General features: G+C 69.1%; 18 protein-coding genes, 1 pseudogene and 1 riboswitch. Of the genes and pseudogenes, 12 read left to right on the top strand and 7 right to left on the bottom strand.

Translation table 11 applies throughout. From position 1 onward, the window contains the following. Nucleotides 1–16 precede the first annotated feature (16 nt). The 3 genes from ACSJJR_RS02560 to ACSJJR_RS02570 form a co-directional block, all read right to left on the bottom strand. On the bottom strand, nucleotides 17–1033 hold the full coding sequence (locus tag ACSJJR_RS02560) for an ABC transporter substrate-binding protein (protein ID WP_435941660.1): 1017 nt from the start codon (nucleotides 1031–1033) through the stop codon (nucleotides 17–19). Nucleotides 1034–1085: 52 nt separating this feature from the next. Continuing rightward, the gene (locus ACSJJR_RS02565) at nucleotides 1086–1853 is read right to left on the bottom strand and encodes an ABC transporter permease (RefSeq protein ID WP_435941761.1); all 768 of its coding nucleotides are present in this window, start codon (nucleotides 1851–1853) and stop codon (nucleotides 1086–1088) included. 231 nt (nucleotides 1854–2084) lie between these two features. Then, a riboswitch (FMN riboswitch) is annotated at nucleotides 2085–2224 on the bottom strand. Nucleotides 2225–2318: 94 nt separating this feature from the next. Beyond that, nucleotides 2319–3590 (bottom strand): type I restriction endonuclease subunit R, EcoR124 family, encoded by a 1272-nt coding sequence (locus ACSJJR_RS02570; protein WP_435941762.1) that lies wholly within the window; start codon nucleotides 3588–3590, stop codon nucleotides 2319–2321. Here ACSJJR_RS02570 and ACSJJR_RS02575 point away from each other — a divergent pair. Both ACSJJR_RS02575 and ACSJJR_RS02580 read left to right on the top strand, forming a co-directional pair. Beyond that, on the top strand, nucleotides 3501–4274 hold the full coding sequence (locus tag ACSJJR_RS02575) for a recombinase family protein (protein ID WP_435941763.1): 774 nt from the start codon (nucleotides 3501–3503) through the stop codon (nucleotides 4272–4274). The two genes, ACSJJR_RS02570 and ACSJJR_RS02575, sit on opposite strands and share 90 nt — an antisense overlap. Continuing rightward, on the top strand, nucleotides 4222–4788 hold the full coding sequence (locus ACSJJR_RS02580; protein WP_435941661.1) for a zinc ribbon domain-containing protein: 567 nt from the start codon (nucleotides 4222–4224) through the stop codon (nucleotides 4786–4788). The genes ACSJJR_RS02575 and ACSJJR_RS02580 overlap by 53 nt, the downstream gene beginning before the upstream one ends. A 10-nt stretch (nucleotides 4789–4798) precedes the next feature. Here the strand turns inward: ACSJJR_RS02580 and ACSJJR_RS02585 are convergent, their stop codons facing one another. Next, the gene (locus ACSJJR_RS02585) at nucleotides 4799–6052 is read right to left on the bottom strand and encodes an AlbA family DNA-binding domain-containing protein (RefSeq protein WP_435941662.1); all 1254 of its coding nucleotides are present in this window, start codon (nucleotides 6050–6052) and stop codon (nucleotides 4799–4801) included. A 136-nt stretch (nucleotides 6053–6188) separates the two neighbouring features. Next, a pseudogene (locus tag ACSJJR_RS02590) lies at nucleotides 6189–6854 on the bottom strand (type I restriction-modification system subunit M); the annotation flags it as partial. Nucleotides 6855–7272: 418 nt separating this feature from the next. Here ACSJJR_RS02590 and ACSJJR_RS02595 point away from each other — a divergent pair. Together ACSJJR_RS02595 and ACSJJR_RS02600 are read left to right on the top strand one after the other, a co-directional pair. Then, nucleotides 7273–8202: a Sir2 silent information regulator family NAD-dependent deacetylase gene (locus ACSJJR_RS02595; protein ID WP_435941663.1), complete on the top strand. Its 930-nt coding sequence runs from the start codon at nucleotides 7273–7275 to the stop codon at nucleotides 8200–8202. Beyond that, nucleotides 8192–8971, top strand: coding sequence for a protein-ADP-ribose hydrolase (locus ACSJJR_RS02600; RefSeq protein ID WP_435941664.1), 780 nt, complete (start codon nucleotides 8192–8194; stop codon nucleotides 8969–8971). The genes ACSJJR_RS02595 and ACSJJR_RS02600 overlap by 11 nt, the downstream gene beginning before the upstream one ends. 100 nt (nucleotides 8972–9071) lie before the next feature. Here ACSJJR_RS02600 and ACSJJR_RS02605 read toward each other — a convergent pair whose 3' ends face one another. Further along, complete coding sequence (locus ACSJJR_RS02605) at nucleotides 9072–10565, bottom strand: NAD-dependent succinate-semialdehyde dehydrogenase (protein ID WP_435941665.1); 1494 nt, start codon at nucleotides 10563–10565, stop codon at nucleotides 9072–9074. Between the two features lie 250 nt (nucleotides 10566–10815). Between ACSJJR_RS02605 and ACSJJR_RS02610 the strand changes: the two genes are divergently transcribed. From ACSJJR_RS02610 to ACSJJR_RS02645, 8 genes are all read left to right on the top strand, one after another. Continuing rightward, nucleotides 10816–12294 carry a fumarylacetoacetate hydrolase family protein gene (locus ACSJJR_RS02610; protein WP_435941666.1) on the top strand — a complete coding sequence of 493 codons (1479 nt, stop codon included), beginning with the start codon at nucleotides 10816–10818 and terminating at the stop codon, nucleotides 12292–12294. A gap of 39 nt (nucleotides 12295–12333) precedes the next feature. Then, complete coding sequence (locus tag ACSJJR_RS02615) at nucleotides 12334–13866, top strand: aldehyde dehydrogenase (protein WP_435941667.1); 1533 nt, start codon at nucleotides 12334–12336, stop codon at nucleotides 13864–13866. A gap of 162 nt (nucleotides 13867–14028) precedes the next feature. Then, entirely contained in the window at nucleotides 14029–15096 is a 1068-nt protein-coding gene (gene hpaD / locus ACSJJR_RS02620) for a 3,4-dihydroxyphenylacetate 2,3-dioxygenase (RefSeq protein ID WP_435941668.1), read from the top strand. A 2-nt stretch (nucleotides 15097–15098) separates the two neighbouring features. Next, complete coding sequence (locus ACSJJR_RS02625) at nucleotides 15099–16526, top strand: MFS transporter (protein ID WP_435941764.1); 1428 nt, start codon at nucleotides 15099–15101, stop codon at nucleotides 16524–16526. 140 nt (nucleotides 16527–16666) lie between these two features. Next, on the top strand, nucleotides 16667–17344 hold the full coding sequence (locus ACSJJR_RS02630; RefSeq protein WP_435941669.1) for a GntR family transcriptional regulator: 678 nt from the start codon (nucleotides 16667–16669) through the stop codon (nucleotides 17342–17344). A 116-nt stretch (nucleotides 17345–17460) separates the two neighbouring features. Continuing rightward, nucleotides 17461–19338: an FAD-dependent monooxygenase gene (locus ACSJJR_RS02635; RefSeq protein ID WP_435941670.1), complete on the top strand. Its 1878-nt coding sequence runs from the start codon at nucleotides 17461–17463 to the stop codon at nucleotides 19336–19338. Nucleotides 19339–19436: 98 nt separating this feature from the next. Next, nucleotides 19437–20222 carry a 2-oxo-hept-4-ene-1,7-dioate hydratase gene (hpaH, locus tag ACSJJR_RS02640; RefSeq protein WP_435941671.1) on the top strand — a complete coding sequence of 262 codons (786 nt, stop codon included), beginning with the start codon at nucleotides 19437–19439 and terminating at the stop codon, nucleotides 20220–20222. After that, entirely contained in the window at nucleotides 20207–21031 is an 825-nt protein-coding gene (locus tag ACSJJR_RS02645) for an HpcH/HpaI aldolase family protein (RefSeq protein ID WP_435941672.1), read from the top strand. Before hpaH ends, ACSJJR_RS02645 begins: the two co-directional genes overlap by 16 nt. Here ACSJJR_RS02645 and acpS read toward each other — a convergent pair. Beyond that, nucleotides 21025–21537: a holo-ACP synthase AcpS gene (gene acpS / locus ACSJJR_RS02650; protein ID WP_435941673.1), complete on the bottom strand. Its 513-nt coding sequence runs from the start codon at nucleotides 21535–21537 to the stop codon at nucleotides 21025–21027. The two genes, ACSJJR_RS02645 and acpS, sit on opposite strands and share 7 nt — an antisense overlap. Nucleotides 21538–21579 lie beyond the last annotated feature (42 nt).

Consider the following 21579-nt stretch of genomic DNA (forward strand, 5'->3'; position numbering starts at 1 on the left):
CACACCGCTGCGACGCTCACACGAGAGGGTCGCACACGTCGTCGGTTGACGGCGTGGTGGCGCCCAGCAGGCCGCGTCCTGCCAGGAAGTCGATCATCTCCCCGACCTGCTCGGGCCTGAGCGCACCGATGACGGCGTCCGCGTCGGGCTTGACGAGGGCGGCGGTGGCGACGGCGACCTCCCGGGCGTGGGCAGCCTGGGTGGTGTCAACGAGGTCGGTGACGTAGGCGCGGGTGGCCTCCACCGCGCCGTCGGGGTCCGCCACGAAGCGCTCCATACCAGCCACCGACGCGGCCACCGCAGCGGCCAGGTCCTCGCGGTGCGCCTCCAGCTGGGTGCGTGTGGTGACGAGGGAGGCCCCGAGCAGCGGGACGTGGGGGGCGACGTCAATGGTGCGCACAGCCATCCCGTTCTGGGCGATCTGGACGGCGTCGTTGTTCGTGAATCCCGCGATGGCGTCCACCTTGCGGGAGACGAGGGCCGCCTGCTGCGTGTAACCGATCTCCTGGATATCGACGTCGGACTCGCTCAGGCCGGCGGTCGCCAGGGCGAGCTGGACGGTGAACCAGGTGGAGCCGTAGCGGCCGGGCAGGCCGAGGCTGTGGCCCCTGAGGCCCTCCAGCGTGCTGATGCCGGAGTCCTCGGGGACGATGACGCAGCCGGGGAAGCGCTGGTAGTAACCGCCGACGACGACGAGGTCGTTGCCGTGGGAGGCCGCCACGACGGCCTCGTCGGCCGAGGCGACGACGAGCTGCTCGGTGCCCGCCAGCAGGGCGTCGAACTGGCCCTCCTGGGCGCCGTGGTGGCGCAGGCTCACCCCATCGACGTAGTCGCCGGCGTCGGCAGCCATGTAGAAGGGCGCGAACTGCACGTTGGGTGTGTAGGTCATGCCGATGACGAGGCCCGAGGTGGAGGCGGTGCTCCGTCCGTGTGAGGCCGTGCCGGAGGCGCAGGAGGCCAGCAGGACGGCGGCGCCGGTGCCGAGGGCGGCGCCCAGGAGGCTGCGGCGGGTGAGGGTGGGACGCGGGGTCATGGGGTTCCTTCCGGGTTGTGTGCGGTGAGGGGTGTCAGGAGGAGGCGGTGCCTCACGTGGCTCGCCGACCGCGCATAGCGGCCACGACGCGGCTGCGGCGCTCGAGCTCGTGCAGGCACCAGTGGATGGAGGTCGCCAGGACGCACAGCAGGACGATGGTGGAGAACAGGCCGGTGGTGTCCACGCTGTCGCGCTGGTGGGAGAGCACCATGCCCAGGCCCTCGCCGCCCATCGTCATCTCCCCGACGACCGCGCCGGTGACCGACAGGGTGAAGCCCGTGCGCAGCCCCGACAGGATCGCGGGCAGCGCCATGGGCAGCTCCATGTAGACCAGGAGCGTCACGCCGTGGGCGCCGTCGAGTCGGGCGGCGTCCATGACGTCGGTGTCCAGCCCCCTCAGGCCCAGCAGCACGGTGACCGTGATGGGGAAGAAGACCATGAAGGCGCACAGGACGACGACGGGCAGGGTCCCGTAGCCGATCCACAGCACGAGCAGCGGGGCGACGGCGATGGCGGGCACGGCCTGGGAGGCGGCGACGTAGGGCAGCACGGTGCGGCTGAACATGGGCCAGCGGTACAGGGCCCAGGCGAGAGGAAGGGCCGCGGCGGCGGCCAGCAGGCAGCCCAGCAGGGCCTCGCGCAGCGTCACCCAGGCGTAGGCGAGGACGCCGCCCTGGGTCATGGCGAGCCACAGACGGCGGGCGACGTCGGTGGGGCCGGGCAGGAAGACCGCGGGCACCAGCTGGGCGGCGGTGACGGCCCACCACAGGGTGAGTGCGCCCGCACCCAGCAGCAGGGCGGGCAGCGGGCCGGTGCGCAGCCCGGACGCGGTGGCCCGCGTCGGCGGCGCGAGGGCGCCACGCGCGGCGTGTTGGGGGGCGGTGCCCACAGGTCCTCCCGGTACTCCCCCGGGACGGGTGCCCCGGGCGGCTCCGGGGTGAGGGGCGGGGCAGCGGCTCGCGCCCGCGCGGCGCGCCCCTGGGTCCCACAGCCGCCGTCCGTGCGCGCGCGGCGCGGCGGGCGGCGACGGCGTCGGGACGCCGGGCGCACCTCGTGCTTCCTCCCATCCGGACTCTCACCGTCGGTGCTGGAGTTCCACCAGCTCAGCCGCTCACGGCGCCCCGTCGGGGCGTGTGCGCGGGTCGCGGACTGTCACCGCCGGCTCGGACTTTCACCGACCCCGGAGCACGTGCTCAGGCAGGAGGCTAGCCGGTGGCGGGGTGGGGCGGCAACTGGCGGTGGCGGCTCCGTGAGCACGCCTGGCCCACAGGCACGTCGCTGCACCTCAGACGAGCCCGCGGAAGCGGGCCACGTGAGCAGCCAGGGCGTCGAGCACCCGCGTCTTCTTGGTCTCGTGGGTGTCGTCACCCGCGTCACGCCGGAAACGTGACATGGGTGGCAGGACCGCGGTGATGGCCGTGCCTTCGGTGGGCACCTGGCCGTCGCGCATGGCGGTGGCTACGAGGGTGCGGGCGGGTTGGTCGCGCAGGTGCTCACGGGCGATGAGCCCGGCGAGCTCGGTCTCCTGGCGGCCGGTGATGAAGCCCTGCCACTGCTCGGTGACGTCGCCGTGGGCAGACACGGACCTGACGAAGTCCTCGATGAGGTCGCGCTTGGAGTGGAGGGTGGGGCTGGAGGTGACGGCGCGGGTGATGTCGGCCGGGACCTCCTTGTCGGTGCGGCCGCCCATCTCGGTCCTGTGCTGCTCAACGAGCATGAGGATGTAGTCGACGCCGACCTCCACCTGCTTGACGAGCTCGATCTCGAAGACGAGGTCCTCAGTGACGTCCTCCCTGTCCCCCGTCGCCCGCTGCCGCAGGTCCTGGTACAGGTCGACGTAGACGCTGCGGTAGTCGGCGAAGTCCGCCTCGGTGAGGACGTCGTCGTCCGCGAAGTCGTCGAAGGAGGCAAGGATGTTGCGCAGGCGCAGGATCGAGCCGAAACGGGCGATGAAGTCGCGCTGGGCGGCCTCTGAGAGGATGGGGCTACCGGGGTCATGACGCTCACGCAGCTCGGCGAGCCGTGCGAGGTACTCGCTCAGGTACTCGGCGTAGGGGCGCAGCAGGACGATGCCGCCGGCGTCCTTGTCCCCGAACAGGGCAATTGCCTCATCGGTCTCGGCCTGAAGGTCGCGGAAGCACACGATGTTGCCGTAGGACTTGACGGAGTTGAGGATCCGGTTGGTGCGGGAGAAGGCCTGGATGAGGCCGTGGGAGCGCAGGTGCTTGTCCACCCACAGGGTGTTGAGCGTCTTGGAGTCGAAGCCCGTGAGGAACATGTTGACGACGATGACAAGGTCGATCTCACGGCAGGCGAGGCGTCGCGAGATGTCCTCGTAGTAACCCTCGAAGCCGTTCGCGCTGGAGTCATAGGCGGTGCCGAACTGCGTGTTGTAGTCGTCAATGGCCCGGTCGAGGAAGGCCCGGTCGTCCGCGCTCAGGGAGGTGGGGTCCGTGGTCTCCTCATCATCACCAAGAGCGTATCCCGTTTCGCCCGCAACACCGTCGACTCGCTCACCACAGTAAGGGCGCTCAAAGACAAAGGCGTGGAAGTCTATTTCGAGAAGGAAGGGATCTGGACTTTCGACGCCAAAGGTGAACTCCTCATCACCATCATGAGTTCGCTGGCCCAGGAAGAAGCCCGTTCCATCTCCGAAAACGTCACCTGGGGACACCGCAAACGCTTCGCCGACGGGAAAGTCACCATCGCATACTCCCGGTTCCTTGGTTACGACAAGGGTGAAGACGGCAACCTCGTGGTCAACCCTGAGCAAGCCAAGATCGTGCGGCGAATCTACAACATGTACTTAGGCGGCATGGCCATCGGCGCGATCGCCCGTACCCTCACCGACGAGCCCGAGACGTTCACCGCCCCAGGGAACAAGACCTGGCACTACCAATCGGTGCGTTCGATCCTCACCAACGAGAAGTACAAGGTCGACGCCCTCCTGCAAAAGTCCTATGTTGCTGACTTCCTGACAAAGAAGCAGGTCACCAACCACGGTGAAGTGCCCCAGTACTACGTCACCGCCAGCCACGAAGCAATCATCAGCCCAGCAGTGTGGGACTTCGTCCAAGCAGAACTAGCCAACGGTGCCGCGAATCAGCGAACACAACACCGGACCCGCCCCTTCTCATCCACTCTCGTCTGCGGCCAGTGCGGGCACTTCTTCGGATCGAAAACGTGGCATGCAGGCATGCAAATACGAAAAGATCATCTGGCGGTGCGGCCACAAATATAAAGGCGACACTACGTGCGCCACCGGGCACATCGACGATGAACGACTCAAAGACATGTTCCTCGAGGCCATCCGCCTCCGCTTCGGCTCACCAGCCGATGACACCGTCAACCGCGCCGTGCTCGACGCGCTCGACACCAGCGACCTTGAAGTCAAAGCGGCCGGACTGATCGCACAGATCGACCAAGTAGCGAAGAAGCTCGAATCACTGATCGCCCGCAACGCACGCGTCGCCCAAGACCAACAAGCCTACGAGAAGACATTCAACGCCACCCACCAACAGCACCAAGCCCTGTTGGCTGAGCACGCTGCCGTGGCCGCCGAGATCCAAAACAAGCACAAACGGCTTGCTGCCTACTGCTACTACAGGGAGGAGACTGCGAAACTCGATATTGAACAGTTGGTCTTCAGCCCATACCTCTGCGTCACCCTGCTCGACAAAGGAGTCGTCAGCACCGACGGCACGGTGACGTTCATTTTCCGCGACGGAAGTCAGATCAGCATCACCAAGACCTAAACAAGTACGACTAATCGTCGCCCGGCTCAGCCATAACCTTCAAGAACTTGACTCCACCCTGATTTATCACGTCTCGAGCAAGATCATTGGCGACTGGCATCACCGTCTCGATGGATGCCAGGGGATTAAGCTCTGTCGACACCAGCTGGAAGCGGCGGATCGGTTCCGCGTACTCCGCTGACAGCAAGTAGTTCGTGTTTGATTCCGTCGTGCGAATATAGATCGGTTCGCTTGGATTTCCAACCAAACCCACCCGCACGAGGAAACCGGCATTCGATTGACGGCTCATAGCGTGAGCACGCAGCAGTGCGATGAAGTCGATCAGAGCAGATTCAATGTCCGAAGCCATGCAATGATTCGGTAGGCCCACCGGGTAGTAGTGACGGGCATCCTCCCGATCTGTCAGGCCCCCGAGTCGGTAACACGCGAGCACGGTCGCATCATCGTGCAGATATTTCCGAAATGCGTATCGGTCCTCGCGATGGCTACGCATCACCCACTGCCGCAGTCCCTTACGGACTTCCCCCGAGTCCCAGCGCACAGGTCTGTTGCCACTGTAGACGAGTCCAGGGAATGACGCTTGACCCATGAGCCTATAGACGTCTTCCTCCCTCGGTGGCTCCAGCGAACCTGATGGTTCTACCGGGGCGGCCGCCGCGACCAAGCAAACGCCGTCATCGGGATTAAGCCCTTCACTTGCGCGCTCAAAAATTGCCTGAAGCCGCTGCTCACGATTGTCTGCTTGCTGGAACCGCTCGCGGAATCCGCGCTCAATCTCACGGTCGTTCATGAACACAGTGTGGGGCCCGTTGCGCCGAGGGGCAACGAAGGCAACGTCACCGTTTCGCGCAAAATGCGGAGCATCAGGAGAATCCGGAACCCGCATCATCACGACACTACCCTCGGTGGCTGGAAGTGGGAAGAATTCCAATCCCAAGACCGGAGGTCCTATACGAGCATATGCCACTCGAAGAATGCGCTGTTGCATATCCGCATTCCACTGAATCGGAGTTATATCCATGGCAGCACTTGTCTCACCGTCCTCAGCAACTCCGAATACGATCCAGCCGCCGCCGCTGTTAGCGATGGCCGCTACATCTTTGGCAGCCTCATCATCCCATCGCGGCCTGCGAGGATCATAGAAATTGGCCTTCCAGTCGAGCGCACCAGTCTCGCGAACGCCATTTTCGACCGCTTGCTCGATCAAACTCAGCGACAGGTCGCCAGGCTCAATTCCCAAGGCCTGATGAATTGGTGTGAACATAATCCTCCTAATCAGGGACACGATCGCCATCGGTCGCAGCCGTGACAGGCTCTTCGCATCACTGGATTCCCGACTCAACCAATCAAGCGGCTAAATCGTAGTTCGCGCGCGTTTGTATCCGTCGTGGCATGAAAGTTTCGTAGACACCGTTGACACGCGTCTTACCCGCCACGGTGATCCTGGCGAGGACCTCACTGACCTCCTGCGGGGTGAAGAACTCACCACCGGACTTGCCTGCGGCGGAGGCGTACATCGTCATGAGGAACTCGTACGCGTCACCGAAGGCATCAATCGTCGAGTCTTCGTAGGACAGGTCCAGGTCACCGATGGCCTCGAGGATGCGCACGAGCTTGTCGTTGCGCTGGGCGACGGTCCGGCCCAGCTTCGACGAGTTGACATCGACGTCGTCGAACAGGCCTCGAAGGTCCGACTCCGAGCCCGTCCCCACGGCCGAGGCCTCGATGTTGTGGAAGACCCGTGAGAGCGTCTCGTTGAGGTTCTCGTCGCGCGCAGCCCTGGCGCGAACGTTGTCGAACAGCTCTGAGGGAGGGATGAAGAAGCCCTTCTCGTTGACAATGCCCTCTCGCTCCCGGTAGGCGTCCGCGTCCGACATGAGCGCGTACCTGAAACCGGGGTCCCCGGCCTCCCACTCGGCCTCGTCGATGTAGGACGTCAGGTTCTCGGAGATGAACCGGTAGAACAGGAAACCCAGCACATAGGCCTTGAAGTCCCAGCCGTCGACACTGCCGCGCAGGTCGTTGGCCACCTGCCAGATCGCGCGGTGCAGCTCCGCACGCTCCATATGTCCGCTCACTTCTCGTCCTCGTCGTCGGTGTGGCGCCCCACAGCGCTGTACCCGCGCAGTGTCTCATCCTCCACCGACGCCAATATCCGCGACACCGGTGCACCAGGCGCTGCCGGCCTGACACCGCGCGTTCGATACCGCCGTCGGTGCGCCAGTCACGGCAGGCGCACCGGTGTCCACGCAGCGGACATGGACACGGTCCTGAGGGCGACAGCGGCCCGCAATCGGCCCCATATCAAGGACGCGCCCCCGTGGGATCGGTGCAGGTTCCGGCCATGTCCGCTGCGTGGACACGCTCGCGGCACCGCCCCCTTATGCTTGGACCCGCTGCGCCGCCACCTCGCTCTCGAGGCCCGGGACGGCAGGAGTAGCACCCGCCCGGCTGGCCACGCCCGGCTGGCCACGCCCAGTGGTGATGGACGACGACGCTGAGCAAGGGAAGGTCGGCACATGCCAGCACAAGCAGCCCCGGGCGAGGACGTCGCCCGGCTCCGGCGCGGGATCCGGCCTGTCCACCGCTGCGGGCCTGACCTACTCCGGCGAGCGCTTCGAGACGCTCTTCGCCGACTTCATCGCGGTCTACGGCTTCACGGACATGTACACGGCCGGCTTCCACCCCTTCGCGAGCCTGGAGGAGCGGTGGGCCTACTGGAGCCGCCACATCTGGTGCAACCGCTACGTCGCCACACCCAAGGACACGTACTCCACCCTGCTGACCCTGCTGGAGGGGCGCGAGTTCTTCGTGCTCACCACCAACGTCGACCACCGCTTCCAGACTGCCGGCCTGCCCACACAGCGCCTGTTCTACACGCAGGGCGACTACGGCCTGTGGCAGTGTGCCGTCCCGTGCCACCCCAGGACCTATGACAACCACGAGACCGTACGGCGGATGATCCTCGCGCAGGGCCTTACCATCGCTGACGACGGCGCCCTCGTGGTGCCTGAACGCGGGCTGCTCATGACGGTCCCCGGCGAGATCGTGCCCCACTGCCCCGTGTGCGGCGAGCCCATGGCGATGAACCTGCGCGCCGACGACACCTTCGTCGAGGACGCCGGCTGGCATGAGGCGGCCGCACGCTACCGGCGGTTCCTGCAGTCGCACAGCGCAGGCCACGTCCTCTTCCTGGACCTGGGCGTGGGTGCGAACACGCCGACCATCGTCAAGTACCCCTTCTGGCGCTCGACCTATGCCAACCCCGCGGCCGTCTACGCCTGCGTCAACCTCGGCGAGGCCTACGCCCCCGTACAGATCCGTGACCGCTCCATCCTCATCGACGCCGACATCGACGCCGTCCTCACCGCGCTGACCACCACCACCTCACAGGAGCCCCGCAATGCACAATGACCGCAGAGCCGCCCTCCTGCGTTCGACAGTCGACGCCCTGTGCGCCGAGCGCGGTGCCGAGCCCCCTGCGACGACGCAGGCGGACGAGCTGTGGACCGTGCTGCGCGCCCTGGTCAACACGCGCCCGCCCGCGCCCGCCGCCCCGTCCCTGCTCGCCACGCAGGACGAGCTGTTGCGCGCCATGATCGAGGAGGCGGGCGTGAGCACCGTCGCCGACGCGCTGGCCAGCCCCCAGGACAGCCACCTGCTGCTGTGGCGCGGCGACATCACGACCCTCGCCGTCGACGCCGTCGTCAACGCGGCCAACAGCCGGCTGCTCGGCTGCTGGGTGCCCGGGCACCTGTGCATTGACAACGCCATCCACACCTTCGCGGGCATCGAGCTGCGTATCGAGTGCGCCCGCATGATGCAGGGGCGCGAGGAGCCCACAGGCGCGGCGAGGATGACCCCCGCCTACAACCTGCCGAGCCGGCACGTCATCCACACGGTCGGCCCGGTCGCGGCCGGTCACCCCACCGAGGAGCACCGCCGTCAGCTGGCCTCCTGCTACACGAGCTGCCTCGACGTCGCCTCCGAGCACGGGCTGCGCACCGTCGCGGTGTGCTCCATCAGCACGGGGGTCTTCGGCTACCCGCGCCAGGAGGCCGCTGAGACCGCCGTCGAGACGGTGCGCGGCTGGCTCAGCGCCCACGACGCCGACCTGCGGGTCATCTTCAACGTCTTCTCCCAGGAGGACGAGAGCACCTACCGGCCGCTGCTGGGGCTGTGAGCCGGCAGCGCCCGCCTGCCCCAGGAGCCCGAGGGCGGCGCCTGCGCACCTGGGCGGGGCCGGTCCCCGGCGCGCGGGCCGACGGGGACCGGCCCCGGTCTCAGGGCAGGAAGTCGGGGGTCGGCATGCCAACGTAGACGGTCTCGAGGTAGTCCTCGATGCCCTCCTTGCCTCCCTCACGGCCCATACCGGACTGCTTGACACCGCCGAAGGGCGCAGCGGCGTTGGAGATCGTCGCGGAGTTGACGCCGATCATGCCGAACTCGAGGCGTTCGGCCAGCCGCATGACGCGTGCCATGTCCCGGGTGTGGACGTAGGCGCTCAGTCCCACGAGGTCGTCGTTGGCCAGGGCGATGACCTCCTCCTCGCTCGAGAAGGACACGATGGGGGCCACGGGCCCGAAGATCTCCTCACGGACGATGTCGGTGCGCGGCTGGACGTCAACCAGGACCGTCGGGGGGTAGAAGAAGCCGGGCCCCTCGGGCACCTGGCCGCCGGTGAGCGCCCGGGCGCCGGAGGCCAGTGCCCCGTCCACCATGGCGGCGATGGCGTCGCGCTGGCGCGCCGAGACGAGCGGGCCGATGTCCACGCCGTCCTTGGTGCCGTCGCCGAGCCGCTGCGCGCCCAGCGCCTGGGCCAGACGGCGTCCGAAGTCCTCGCTGACGGACTCGTGGACGAGGAAGTGGTCCGAGGCGTTGCAGGCCTGACCCATGTTGCGCATCTTCGTCACGACGGCGGCCTCGACGGCGGCGTCGAGGTCCGCGTCCTCGAAGACGATGAAGGGCGCGTTGCCACCCAGCTCCATCGAGGTGCGCAGGACGTTACCGGCAGCCTCCTTGAGCAGGGCCCGCCCCACAGGGGTGGAGCCGGTGAAGGAGACCTTGCGCAGGCGCGGGTCCTGGAGCAGCGGGCCGGTGATGTCGCGGTTGCGCTGCGAGGGCAGGACGGACAGGACCCCGGCGGGCAGCCCGGCCTCGGACATGATCCTGGCGAAGAGCAGGGAGGTCAGCGGGGTGTCCTTCGAGGGCTTGAGGAGCGCGACGTTGCCGGCGGCAAGCGCCGGACCCGCCTTGCGGGTGGACATCGCCAGCGGGAAGTTCCACGGGGTGATGAGCAGGCACGGTCCCACGGGACGGCGCACGACGAGGGCCTGGAGGTGGCCCTCAGGCAGGCGGAAGTAGTCGCCGCGCACGCGCACAGCCTCCTCGGCGAACCAGCGCAGGAACTCCGCGCCGTAGGTGACCTCGCCGTCGGCCTGCGCCAGCGGCTTGCCCATCTCCAGGGTCATGAGCAGGGCCAGGTCCTTGCGGTAGGTGGTCGTGGTCAGCTCGAAGGCGCGTCGCAGGATGTCGGCGCGCTCGCGCGGGGAGGTGAACTGCCAGGTCCTCTGGGCGGCCACGGCCTGGTCCATGGCGGTGGCGGCGTCCTGGGGGGTGGCGCTGGCCACCGTGGTGAGGACCTCCCCCGTGGCGGGGTTGAGGACGTCGAAACGCTCGCCGGAGGAGGCCTCGGTGAACTCGCCGTTGAGGAAGATCCCGGTGGGGACGCGGCTGAGGAGGTCGCTGACCGCGTCCTGGGTGCTCGTGTGGTCCATGTGGCTTCTCCTTTGAAGTCCTGCCGGGCCGGGGCCGCGGCGGAGACTCACCGCGTGGATGAGGCTCGAGGGTGTGTGTGGCGGTGTCGATGAGTCGCCGCGGGTCACGAAAGAGATGTTGACAGGTTGCGTGACCTGGGTCATCATTCTAACACACATCGTATACGATCTCATATACGGCAATACCGGGTACCCGCCAACGGTGGCGGCGCCACACCCACGCACAGCCGTCCGTGACAAGGAGCAGCCCGTGACCACCACCCCCACCGACGTCATCAGCGAGGCCCTCGGCCACCGCGCCGGCAAGGTCATCGCGGTGCACCTGTCCTACGCCTCGCGCGCCGCCCAGCGCGGACGCACCCCGGCGCAGGCCTCCTACTTCCTCAAGGCCTCCTCCTCCATCGCCGGCCCCGGCACGGTCACCCGCCCCGAGGGCACCGAGCTGCTCGTCTTCGAGGGCGAGATCGCCCTCGTCATCGACACCGCCGCCCGCAACGTCACCGAGGAGCAGGCCTGGTCCCACGTCGGCTGGGTCACCGCCGGCAACGACATGGGCCTGCTCGACATGCGCGCTGCCGACAAGGGCTCCAACACCCGCTCCAAGTCCGGCGACGGCATGACCCCCCTCGGACCCGTCCTCCTGGACGCCTCACGTCTCGACCCCGCCCGCATCGGCCTGCGCACCCGCGTGGACGGCGCCACCGTGCAGGACGACTCCAGCGCCGGCATGCTCTTCAGCCTCCCCCACTTCATCGCCGACCTGTCCCGCTTCATGACCCTCGAGCCCGGCGACGTCATCCTCACCGGCACCCCCGCGGGCTCCTCCGTCCTCGTGCCCGGTCAGAGCGTGAGCGTCGAGGTCTACAGCCTTGACGACCCCGGCCTGAGCACCGGAGAGCTCACCACCACCGTCGTGGCCGGCCCACCGCTGGGCCCCACCGGCGCCCAACCCGCCGCCGACGACGCTCAGCGCGTGGACGCCTGGGGCAGCCCCGAGGCCGCTGGGCTCGAGCCCTCCCCCGCCCCGTGGGTGCTCACCGAGGAGCTGCGCAGACGGCTGGGAGGCCTGGCCGTCTCCACCATCTCCTCCCAGCTGCGCCGACGTGGCTACCCCGACGCCTCCATCGACGGTGTCCACCCCCTCGTGCCCGGCAGCCACATGGTCGGCACCGCCCGCACCCTGCGCTACATCGCCTACCGCCCCGACCTGTTCGCCAGCCACGGCGGCGGCTACAACGCCCAGAAGCGCGCCATCGACGCCGTCGGCGAGGGCGAGGTCCTCGTCATGGAGGCCCGCGGCCTCAGCACCGCCGGCACCCTCGGCGACGTCCTGGCCCTGCGCGCCAAGGTCCGCGGCGCCGCCGGCGTCATCACCGACGGCGCCGTGCGCGACGCCGCCGCCGTCGCCGGGACCGGGCTGCCCGTCATGTGCGCCTCCACCCATCCCTCCGTCCTCGGACGCGTCCACGTCCCGTGGGAGACCGACGTCACCATCACCTGCGGCGGCACGACCGTCCAGCCCGGAGACGTCATCGTCGCCGACGACGACGGCGCCGTCGTCATCCCACCCGCCCTGGTCACCGAGGTCCTCGAAGCCGGCGAGCAGCAGGAGGACGCGGAGCGCTTCATCGCCGAGATGGTCGCAGCCGGCCACCGCGTTGACGGCCTCTTCCCCCTGACCGCCGCCTGGCGCGAGCGCTACGAGACCTGGCGCCAGAGCCAGCACTGACCCCACACCAGCACACCGCCCACCACCCAGGAGAGCACCTTGGCCACCACGCCCACGGGCCTGCCCGACACGATCCAGCACTACATCGGCGGCGCCCTCGTCGACTCCGCCGACGGCGCGACCTTCGAGGTCATCGAGCCCACCACCAACAGGCCCTACATCACCTGCGCCAGCGGCCAGCAGGCCGACGTCAACGCGGCCGTGGCCGCCGCCAAGAAGGCCTTCGACTCCGGTCCCTGGCCGCGCATGCTCGCCCGCCAGCGCGCCACCATCCTCAACCGGATCGCCGACGAGGTCACCGCCCTCAACGACGAGCTCGCCGCCATCGAGTCCTTCGACTCCGGCCTGCCCATCCGCCAGGCCCGCGGCCAGGCCACCCGCGCCGCCGAGAACTTCCGTTTCTTCGCGGACCTCATCGTCGCCCAGGTCGATGGGGCCTTCACCGTGCCCGGACGCCAGATCAACTACGTCAACCGCAAGCCGATGGGTGTGGCCGGGCTCATCACCCCCTGGAACACCCCCTTCATGCAGGAGTCCTGGAAGCTCGCCCCCGCGCTCGCCTCCGGTTGCACCGTGGTGCTCAAGCCCGCCGAGTTCACCCCCGTCTCGGCCCAGCTGTGGGTGGGCATCATGGAGCGCGCGGGCGTGCCCGAGGGCGTGTTCAACATCGTCCACGGCTTCGGCGAGTCCGCCGGCGACGCCCTGGTCAAGCACCCTGACGTCCCCCTCATCTCCTTCACCGGCGAGCTGGGCACCGGAAAGGTCATCTACGCCAACTGCGCGCGCCACATGAAGCACATGTCGCTTGAGCTCGGCGGCAAGTCCCCCGCCATCGTCTTCGCCGACGCCGACCTCGACGCGGCCCTGGACTCCACCCTCTTCGGCGTCTTCTCCCTCAACGGCGAGCGCTGCACCGCCTCCTCTCGCATCCTCGTCGAGCGCCCCGTCTACGACCGCTTCGTGGCCGCCTTCGCCGAGCGCGCCAGCAGGGTCGTCGTCGGACCTCCCTCCGACCCCGACACCGAGATCGCTGCCCTCGTCCACCCAGAGCACTACCGCAAGGTCACCGAGTACATCGAGATCGGCAAGAGCGAGGCCCGTCTCGTCGCCGGCGGTGCGCGCCCCGAGCACCTGGGCGAGGGCAACTACGTCCAGGCCACCGTCTTCGCCGACGTGCCCCCCACCGCCCGCATCTTCCAGGAGGAGATCTTCGGCCCCGTCGTCGCCATCACCCCCTTCGACACCGAGGAGGAGGCCATCCGCCTGGCCAACGACGTCGAGTACGGCCTGGCCGCCTACGTGTGGACAGGCGACGTCGCCCGCGCGCACAACGTCGCCAGCGCCATCGAGTCCGGGATGGTGTGGATCAACTCCCACAACGTGCGTGACCTGCGCACCCCCTTCGGCGGGGTCAAGGGCTCCGGCCTTGGCCACGAGGGCGGTTACCGCTCCCTGGACTTCTACTCCGTCCAGCAGTCCGTGCACGTGCGCCTGGGCGACGTGCACACGACGCGCTTCGGCGCCACCGGGTACGCCGACGGCGACCTCGGCCTCGGCGGGCCCTCCGCCTGAGACCCTCCCAGACCGCTGCGGTGCGCCAGGCAACGGGGCCCGACGCACCGCAGCCAGCACCACCCACCACCGCGGGGCAACGCCGCCCGACCACCACACCCACGAGGTCAGAGCCACGGCGGCTCACCGACCACCACACCACAACAGCCAAAGGAGACTGTGATGACCGATCTCATTCCCACCCCCCAGGCCCCCGCGCCGGACGTGCTGCGCTGCGCCTACATGGACATCGTCGTCACCGACCTCGCCGCCTCACGCGAGTTCTACGTCGACATCCTCGGTCTCGTCGTCACCGAGGAGGACGACGAGGCCATCTACCTGCGCGGGTTCGAGGAGTTCATCCACCACAACCTCGTCCTGCGCAAGGGGCCGCAGGCCGCCGTCGCCGCCTTCGCCTTCCGCGTGCGCAGCCAGGAGGAGGTGGACAAGGCCGAGGCCTACTACCGCGAGCTCGGATGCGCCACCCGCCGCGGCAGCTTCTCCAAGGGCGTGCACAACGCCGTGCGCGTGGCCGACCCGCTCGGATTCACCTACGAGTTCTTCTACGAGGTGGACCACGTCAAGCGCCTGGCCTGGGCCTACGACCAGCAGGGCGCCGGCGCCCTGGTGCGCCTGGACCACTTCAACCAGGTCTACCCCGACGTCGTCAAGGGCACCGCCTACCTCAACGACCTCGGCTTCAAGACCACCGAGTCCATCAAGGACGAGGCCGGCGTCACCTACGCAGCCTGGATGACCCGCAAGCACACCGTGCACGACACCGCCATGACCGGAGGCACCGGCCCGCGCATGCACCACATCGCCTTCTCCACCCACGAGAAGCACAACATCCTCTACATCTGCGACAAGCTCGGCGCCCTGCGCCGCTCCGACTCCATCGAGCGCGGCCCCGGCCGCCACGGCGTCTCCAACGCCTTCTACCTCTACCTGCGCGACCCCGACGGGCACCGCGTGGAGATCTACACGCAGGACTACTACACCGGCGACCCGGACAACCCGGAGGTCGTGTGGGACGTCCACGACAACCAGCGCCGCGACTTCTGGGGCCACGCCGTCGTGCCCTCCTGGTACACCGAGGCCTCACGCGTGCTCGACCTCGATGGCAACCTCGTGCCCCTCATCGAGCGCGAGGAGCCCCGGGAGATCGACGTCACCATCGGTGCCGACGGCTTCTCCTACACCCGCAAGGGCGACACCCAGGCCGGCTACAAGGTCGGGGGGCAGGTGTGACGATGACGGCCCCCGGCAACGGCCCCGCACCCGCGGGCATCATCCTCGACGAGCACAAGCCGCAGGACCGGCGCGTCGCGCTCGGCACCCTCGTGGGCACCGCCGTCGAGTGGTACGACTTCTTCATCTACGCCAACGCGGCCGCGATCATCCTCGCCCCGCTGTTCTTCGACCCCTTCGTCGCCAGCGCCGGACAGGTCGCCGGGCGCCTGCTGTCCTTCGCCACGGTCGGTATCTCCTTCTTCTTCCGGCCGCTGGGAGCCGCCGTCGCCGGGCACTACGGCGACCGGCTCGGGCGCAAGGCGATGCTCGTGCTCACCCTCGTGCTCATGGGGACGGCCACCTTCCTCATCGGCGTGCTGCCCACCTACGCCACCATCGGCGTGTGGGCACCGGTGCTGCTCATCGTCCTCAGGGTCGTCCAGGGCTTCGCCGCCGGCGGCGAGTGGGGCGGCGCCGCCCTCATGGCGGTTGAGCACGCGCCGGCCGGCAAGCGCGGTCTCTTCGGGGGCTTCCCGCAGATCGGCGTGCCGCTGGGGATGCTGCTGGCCACCCTCGCCCTGGCCGTCATCGACGTCCTGACCACCGACAGCCAGTTCGAGACCTGGGGCTGGCGGGTGCCCTTCCTGGGGTCCATCGTCCTCGTGGCCATCGGCATGGCCATCCGCCTGGGCGTGTCGGAGTCCCCGGTCATGGACGAGCTGGCCGAGGCCGACGAGCAGGTGCGCCTGCCCCTCGTGGACATGTTCAGGACGTCGTGGCGCCCCCTGGTCCAGGGAACCCTCATCTTCGCCGGCAACGGCGTGGCCGGGTACATGATCACGGGCGGCTACATCCTGTCCTACACGACCAACGACCTGGGGCTGCACCGAGAGACGATCCTCCACCTCGTCTCGCTGGCCGCCCTGTGCTGGATCGCCACCACCCTGGCCTCTGCCCACCTGTCGGACAGGGTGGGGCGCAAGAGGATCTACCTCATCGGCTTCCTCTTCCAGATGGTCTGGATCTTCGCCACCTTCAGGCTCATCGACACCCAGAGCTACGCCCTCATCGGGCTCGCCATGGTGGTGCTCACCATCCCGCTCGGCATGACCTACGGGCCCCAGGCCGCGCTCTTCGCCGAGATGTTCCCGGCGAGGATCCGCTACTCCGGTGCGGGCCTGGCCAACGCCTTCGGCGCGATCGTGGGCGGCGCCTTCGCCCCCTTCCTGGCGACCGCGCTTCAGGCACGCTTCGGCACCTCCATGGCCGTCGCCTTCTACCTGTTCACCGTCACCACCGTCGCCCTCGTGGCCGCGCTGCTGCTGCGCGACCGCACCGGACGCGACCTGTCCGCGGCCGCCGACGCCGAGGCCAACGCCCTCATCGACGAGGTCGCCCGCTCCCGCCACGCCACCGAGGCGACCTTCGAGCGCGGCGCCGGGTACTGAGCAGAAGGGACGACACGGGCATGGCGACGACGGTGGTGGCGTGGGGGCTCCCTACACTGCGGCTGACAGCCCCTCGCACCCTGCGACACGGGGCCAGCACAGCCCGCGGGGACGCCCCCGCCACCACCGCAGGAGCCAGCGTGAGCACGACCACCGGGTCCAAGTCCAAGATGGTCTACGAGTACCTGCGCTCACGCATCCTCGACGGGCGCTACTCCCCCGGCTTCCGGCTCGTCCTGACGGCCATCGCCCAGGAGACCGGGGTGTCGGTGGTGCCGGTGCGCGAGGCCGTGCGGCGGCTCGAGTCCGAGGGCCTGGTGGACTACACCCACAACGTCGGCGCCCAGGTCCTCGGGATCAACTACACCGAGTACCAGGACACGATGACCACCCTCGCGCTCCTTGAGGGGCTGGCGACCGCCCTGTCCGCACCGCACCTGTCCCCCGCCGAGCTCGACCACGCCAGCGAGCTCAACGCGCAGATGCTCCGGCTCACCGACGTCGAGTTCGTCTCCGCCGAGTACCGGCGCCTCAACACCCGTTTCCACGCCGTGCTCACCTCGGCGTGCCCCAACGAGAGGCTGCTGACGCTCCTGGGAACCGAGGCCGAGCGCGTCGCCATGATCCGGCGCTCCGCGCTCGACTTCAGCCCCACCGCCTCGCTGGTCTCCGTCCACCAGCACGAGCACCTCCTCGATCTCATTCGACGCGCCGCCTCCCTAAACGAGATCGAGCACTACGCGCGAGCCCACAAGCTCGCCTCCATGAGGAGCCAGCTGCCCAAGGCCACCGCCGTCGCCGGCGGCCCGCTCACCTGACTCCCCCAGGGCCCTGGGTCCTGCCACCCGGCCCTGGCGCACAGGGCCCTGGGTCCTTGCGCGCCGCAGCGCCCTGCGGCCGCCTCCCACCACAACGACGTGAAGGTCTGATTACCATGAAGTTCCACCACCACGGCTATGTCTCCGACAACCCCCGCACCCTGCCGGCCGCCGGAGTCGGCGTCAACCGCTCCCCCGAGCTGCCCGAGCAGATGGACGTGCTCATCGTCGGCTCCGGCCCGGCGGCCATCGTCGCCGCCGCGCAGCTGTCCGTCTTCCCTGACATCCTCTCGTGCATGATCGACAAGCGCGACGGCCGCCTCGTGCTCGGCCACGCCGACGGCGTCCAGCAGCGTTCGGTCGAGACCTTCCAGGCCTTCGGCTTCGCCGACGAGATCATCAACGAGGCCTACCAGATCACCGAGACCGCCTTCTGGTCGCCCTCCCCGGACGAGCCCGGTCACATCGTGCGCACCCGCTACACCGACGACGACCCTCACGATCTGTCCGAGTTCCCCCACCTCATCGTCAACCAGGCACGCGTGCTCGACTACTTCCGCGAGTTCATGGAGCGCCAGCCCTCACGCTCGCGCCCCTACTGGGGCCTGGAGCTGATCGACCTGAGCATCGGTGAGGGCGAGTACCCCGTCGAGGCCCGGCTGCGGCGCACCGCGGGTGAGCGCAGCGGCGAGGAGCTGACCGTGCGCACGAAGTACCTCATCGGTGGCGACGGCGCCCACTCGCGCGTGCGCAGGGCCATCGGCGCCACCCACCAGGGCACGGTCTCCTACCACGCCTGGGGCGTGGTGGACATGGTCGCCGACACCGACTTCCCGGACATCCGCACCAAGTCGATCATCTCCTCCCGGCAGGGGCACATCCTCCACATCCCCCGTGAGGGCGGCTACCTCTTCCGCTCCTACGTGGACCTGGGCGAGGTCGGCGCCGACGACAACCACAAGGTGCGCCACACGCCCCTGGAGGAGATCATCCGGCGGCTCAACGCCATCGTCGCCCCCTACACGGTGACCCCCAAGGAGGTCGCCTGGTGGAGCGTCTACGAGGTCGGTCACCGCGTCACCGACCGCTTCGACGAGGTCGGCCTCGACCCCGACGAGTCGCGCCAGCCGCACGTGTTCATCTGTGGCGACGCCTGCCACACGCACTCGGCCAAGGCCGGTCAGGGCATGAACGTGTCCATGCAGGACTCGTGGAACATCGGCTGGAAGCTCGCCCAGGTCCTGCGCGGGTACTCCTCCGAGAAGCTGCTGCGCACCTACAACGCCGAGCGCCAGCAGATCGCCCAGGACCTCATCAGCTTCGACTCCGAGTGGTCCTCACGCATGTCCGGCCAGTACAGCGACGACGAGCCCATTGAGGACTTCTACGTCCGCACGGCCGAGTTCCCGGCCGGCTTCATGACCCAGTACCCGCCCTCGCAGATCATCTCCTCGCGCGCCGTCCAGCAGGCCGCCACCGGGTACCCGCTGGGCAAGCGCTTCAAGTCCCACCCGGCCGTGCGCCGCTGCGACGCCACGACCCTCGCCCTGGGCCACCAGCACGTGGCCGACGGACGCTGGCGCGTGTACGTCTTCGCCGACGCCGCCGCCCCCGGCGAGCCCGGCCGCGTGGCCGACTTCGCGCAGTGGTGGGCCACTGACCCCAGCTCGCCCATGGTCCGCCACACCCGGCCCGGGGACGACCCCGACACCCTCTTCGACCTCGTGGTGGTCTACCGCCAGCACCACCGCGAGTACGACATCACCGACACGCCCGAGGCCTTCCGCCCGCGCACCGGCCCCTTCCAGGTCGAGGACTGGAACCAGGTGTGGTCGGCGCTGCCAGAGGACCCGGTCTTCCAGGCCCGTGGCATCGCCGACTCCGGGGCCGTCGTCGTCGTCCGCCCGGACCAGTACGTCGCCGACATCCAGCCGCTGGACGGCACCGCCGCGATCTCGGCGTTCTTCGACGGCGTGTTCGACCTCACCAACTGACCCCACCGGGTGGGCGGGGACGTGTGCCCACGCCCCCGCCCACCCCTCCCTCCGGCACAGCACACCAGGCAGCGCACGCTGCGGAAGACGAGGACAGGATGCTCACCCAGGACCAGATCGAGCAGATCGCCGCTGAGCTCGAGCAGGCCGAGCGCACCCACGAGCTCATTGAACGGATCACGGCCCGCTACCCCCAGGCGACGGTCGAGGACTCCTACGCCATCCAGAGCGTGTGGAGCCGACGGCGCCTGGCGGCAGGCCACCGCCTCGTCGGCCGCAAGATCGGCCTGACCTCCAAGGCGATGCAGGCCGCCACCGGCATCACCGAGCCCGACTACGGGGTCATCTTCGACGACACCGTCGTGCAGACCGGCGCCGTGCTCGACACCAGCGCCTTCACCAACGTGCGCGTCGAGGTCGAGCTCGCCTTCCTCCTCAAGGACGAGCTCGCCGGCCCGGCGTGCACCCTCATGGACGTCATGCGCGCCACGGAGTACGTCATCCCGGCGCTGGAGGTCCTCAACTCCCACATCCAGCTCGAGGGACGCACCATCGTCGACACCATCGCCGACAATGCCGCCTACGGCGCCATGGTCATCGGAGGCAGCCCCACGCCGCCCCACGCCCTGGACCTGCGGCGCGTGGGGGCGGTGCTCTACCGCAACGAGGCCATCGAGGAGACCGGCCTGGCCGCTGGCGTGCTCAACCACCCGGCCACCGGCGTGGCGTGGCTCGCCAACAAGCTCCACCAGCACGGCCAGCGCCTCGAGGCCGGGCAGATCATCCTCGCCGGCTCCTTCACCCGCCCCGTGTGGGTCGAGCGCGGTGACAGCGTCGTGTGCGACTACGGCGAGCTGGGGAGCGTCTCATGCCGCTTCCTGTGACCCTGCCCCCGACCTTCGCCCAGCGCCTGGCCGGGGCCCGCCGGGCCCAGGTGGGCATGTGGGTGTGCTCCGGCTCGACCACCGCGGCGGAGATCTGCGCAGGCAGCGGGCTGGACTGGCTGCTCATCGACGGCGAGCACGCCCCCCTGTCGCTGGCCTCGGTCCAGGAGCAGCTGCGGGCCGTCGCCGCCTACCCCGTCACCCCAGTGGTGCGCGTGAGCGCCAACGACCGGGTGCTCATCAAGCAGTACCTCGACCTGGGAGCGCAGAACCTGCTCGTGCCCATGGTCGACACCCCCGAGCAGGCGGCTGAGGCGGTCAGCGCGACCCGCTACCCCCCGGCGGGCGTGCGCGGCGTCGGCTCGGCGCTGTCCCGAGGGGCGCGCTGGAACCGTGTCGAGGGGTACCTGGCGCGCGCCAACGAGGAGCACGTCTCGCTCACCGTCCAGATCGAGTCCGCTACCGCGGTCGCCAACGCCGAGGCCATCGCCAGCACCCCGGGCGTGGACGCCGTCTTCATCGGGCCGGCGGACCTGGCCGCCTCGATGGGGCTCATCGGGCAGCAGACGCACCCCGAGGTCGTGGCCCAGGTCCAGCAGGCCGTCGCCGCGGCGCGCGCAGCGGGCACGAGGGTCGGCGTCAACGCCTTCGACCCGGCCACCGCGCACGGCTACCTCGACCAGGGTGTGGACTTCATCCTCGTCGGGGCCGACGTGGCCGTGCTGGCGCGGCAGTCCGAGGCCCTCGCCCAACGCTTCATCGACGAGCGCTCCGGTGGCGCCGCGGCCCAGGAGCGCGCCAGCTACTGACCCCCGGCGCCCTGGGCGACGGGTGCGCACAGCACGACGGCGGCCGCCCAGTCGCCGTCGTGGGTCAGCGACACGGGCCAGCAGCCCGGCTCGCTGGCGCCCGCGCCCAGGGCGCGCTCGACACCGGCCGCCACCTGGCCCGTCAGCCTCAGCCCCGGGCGCCCCCAGCGGTCGGTGACGACCTCGATCTCGCGCCAGTCCAGGCTCTCGGGGACCAGCGCCGGGGGCACCGCCCGCCCCGCCACCGTGTTGGCGGCCTGTGACCACGCCTTGACCAGGGCCTCCTTGGCCGCCCAGCGGGCCGCCAGGTGCTCGGCCTGGAGGGAGCCGGCGGCGTCGGCGCGCCGTCGTGCCTCACGCAGCTCACGTGCGGTGAAGGCCCGCTCGGCGAAGACCGTTCCCGGGATCGTCAGCTGGTGGGCGAGGGCGGGCACGTGCACGAGGTCCGTGCCCACGCCCAGCACGCAGGCCGGCACGGGCACCTCGGGCAGGTGGGGCTCAGACACGGCTCCTCCTCAGGGCTCGGGGACCAGGGCACAGGACTAGCA

This window comes from Actinomyces sp. W5033, from assembly GCF_051303165.1.

Bases quoted from the DNA above. Each gene is read 5' to 3' on its own strand.
- ACSJJR_RS02585 (WP_435941662.1), bottom strand. From the start codon at position 6,052: ATGTTCACACCAATTCATCAGGCCTTGGGAATTGAGCCTGGCGACCTG.
- ACSJJR_RS02635 (WP_435941670.1), top strand. From the start codon at position 17,461: ATGAAGTTCCACCACCACGGCTATGTCTCCGACAACCCCCGCACCCTG.
- ACSJJR_RS02560 (WP_435941660.1), bottom strand. From the start codon at position 1,033: ATGACCCCGCGTCCCACCCTCACCCGCCGCAGCCTCCTGGGCGCCGCC.
- hpaD (WP_435941668.1), top strand. From the start codon at position 14,029: ATGACCGATCTCATTCCCACCCCCCAGGCCCCCGCGCCGGACGTGCTG.
- ACSJJR_RS02605 (WP_435941665.1), bottom strand. From the start codon at position 10,565: ATGGACCACACGAGCACCCAGGACGCGGTCAGCGACCTCCTCAGCCGC.
- hpaH (WP_435941671.1), top strand. From the start codon at position 19,437: ATGCTCACCCAGGACCAGATCGAGCAGATCGCCGCTGAGCTCGAGCAG.
- ACSJJR_RS02595 (WP_435941663.1), top strand. From the start codon at position 7,273: ATGGACGACGACGCTGAGCAAGGGAAGGTCGGCACATGCCAGCACAAG.
- ACSJJR_RS02600 (WP_435941664.1), top strand. From the start codon at position 8,192: ATGCACAATGACCGCAGAGCCGCCCTCCTGCGTTCGACAGTCGACGCC.
- ACSJJR_RS02645 (WP_435941672.1), top strand. From the start codon at position 20,207: ATGCCGCTTCCTGTGACCCTGCCCCCGACCTTCGCCCAGCGCCTGGCC.
- ACSJJR_RS02625 (WP_435941764.1), top strand. From the start codon at position 15,099: ATGACGGCCCCCGGCAACGGCCCCGCACCCGCGGGCATCATCCTCGAC.
- ACSJJR_RS02580 (WP_435941661.1), top strand. From the start codon at position 4,222: ATGCAGGCATGCAAATACGAAAAGATCATCTGGCGGTGCGGCCACAAA.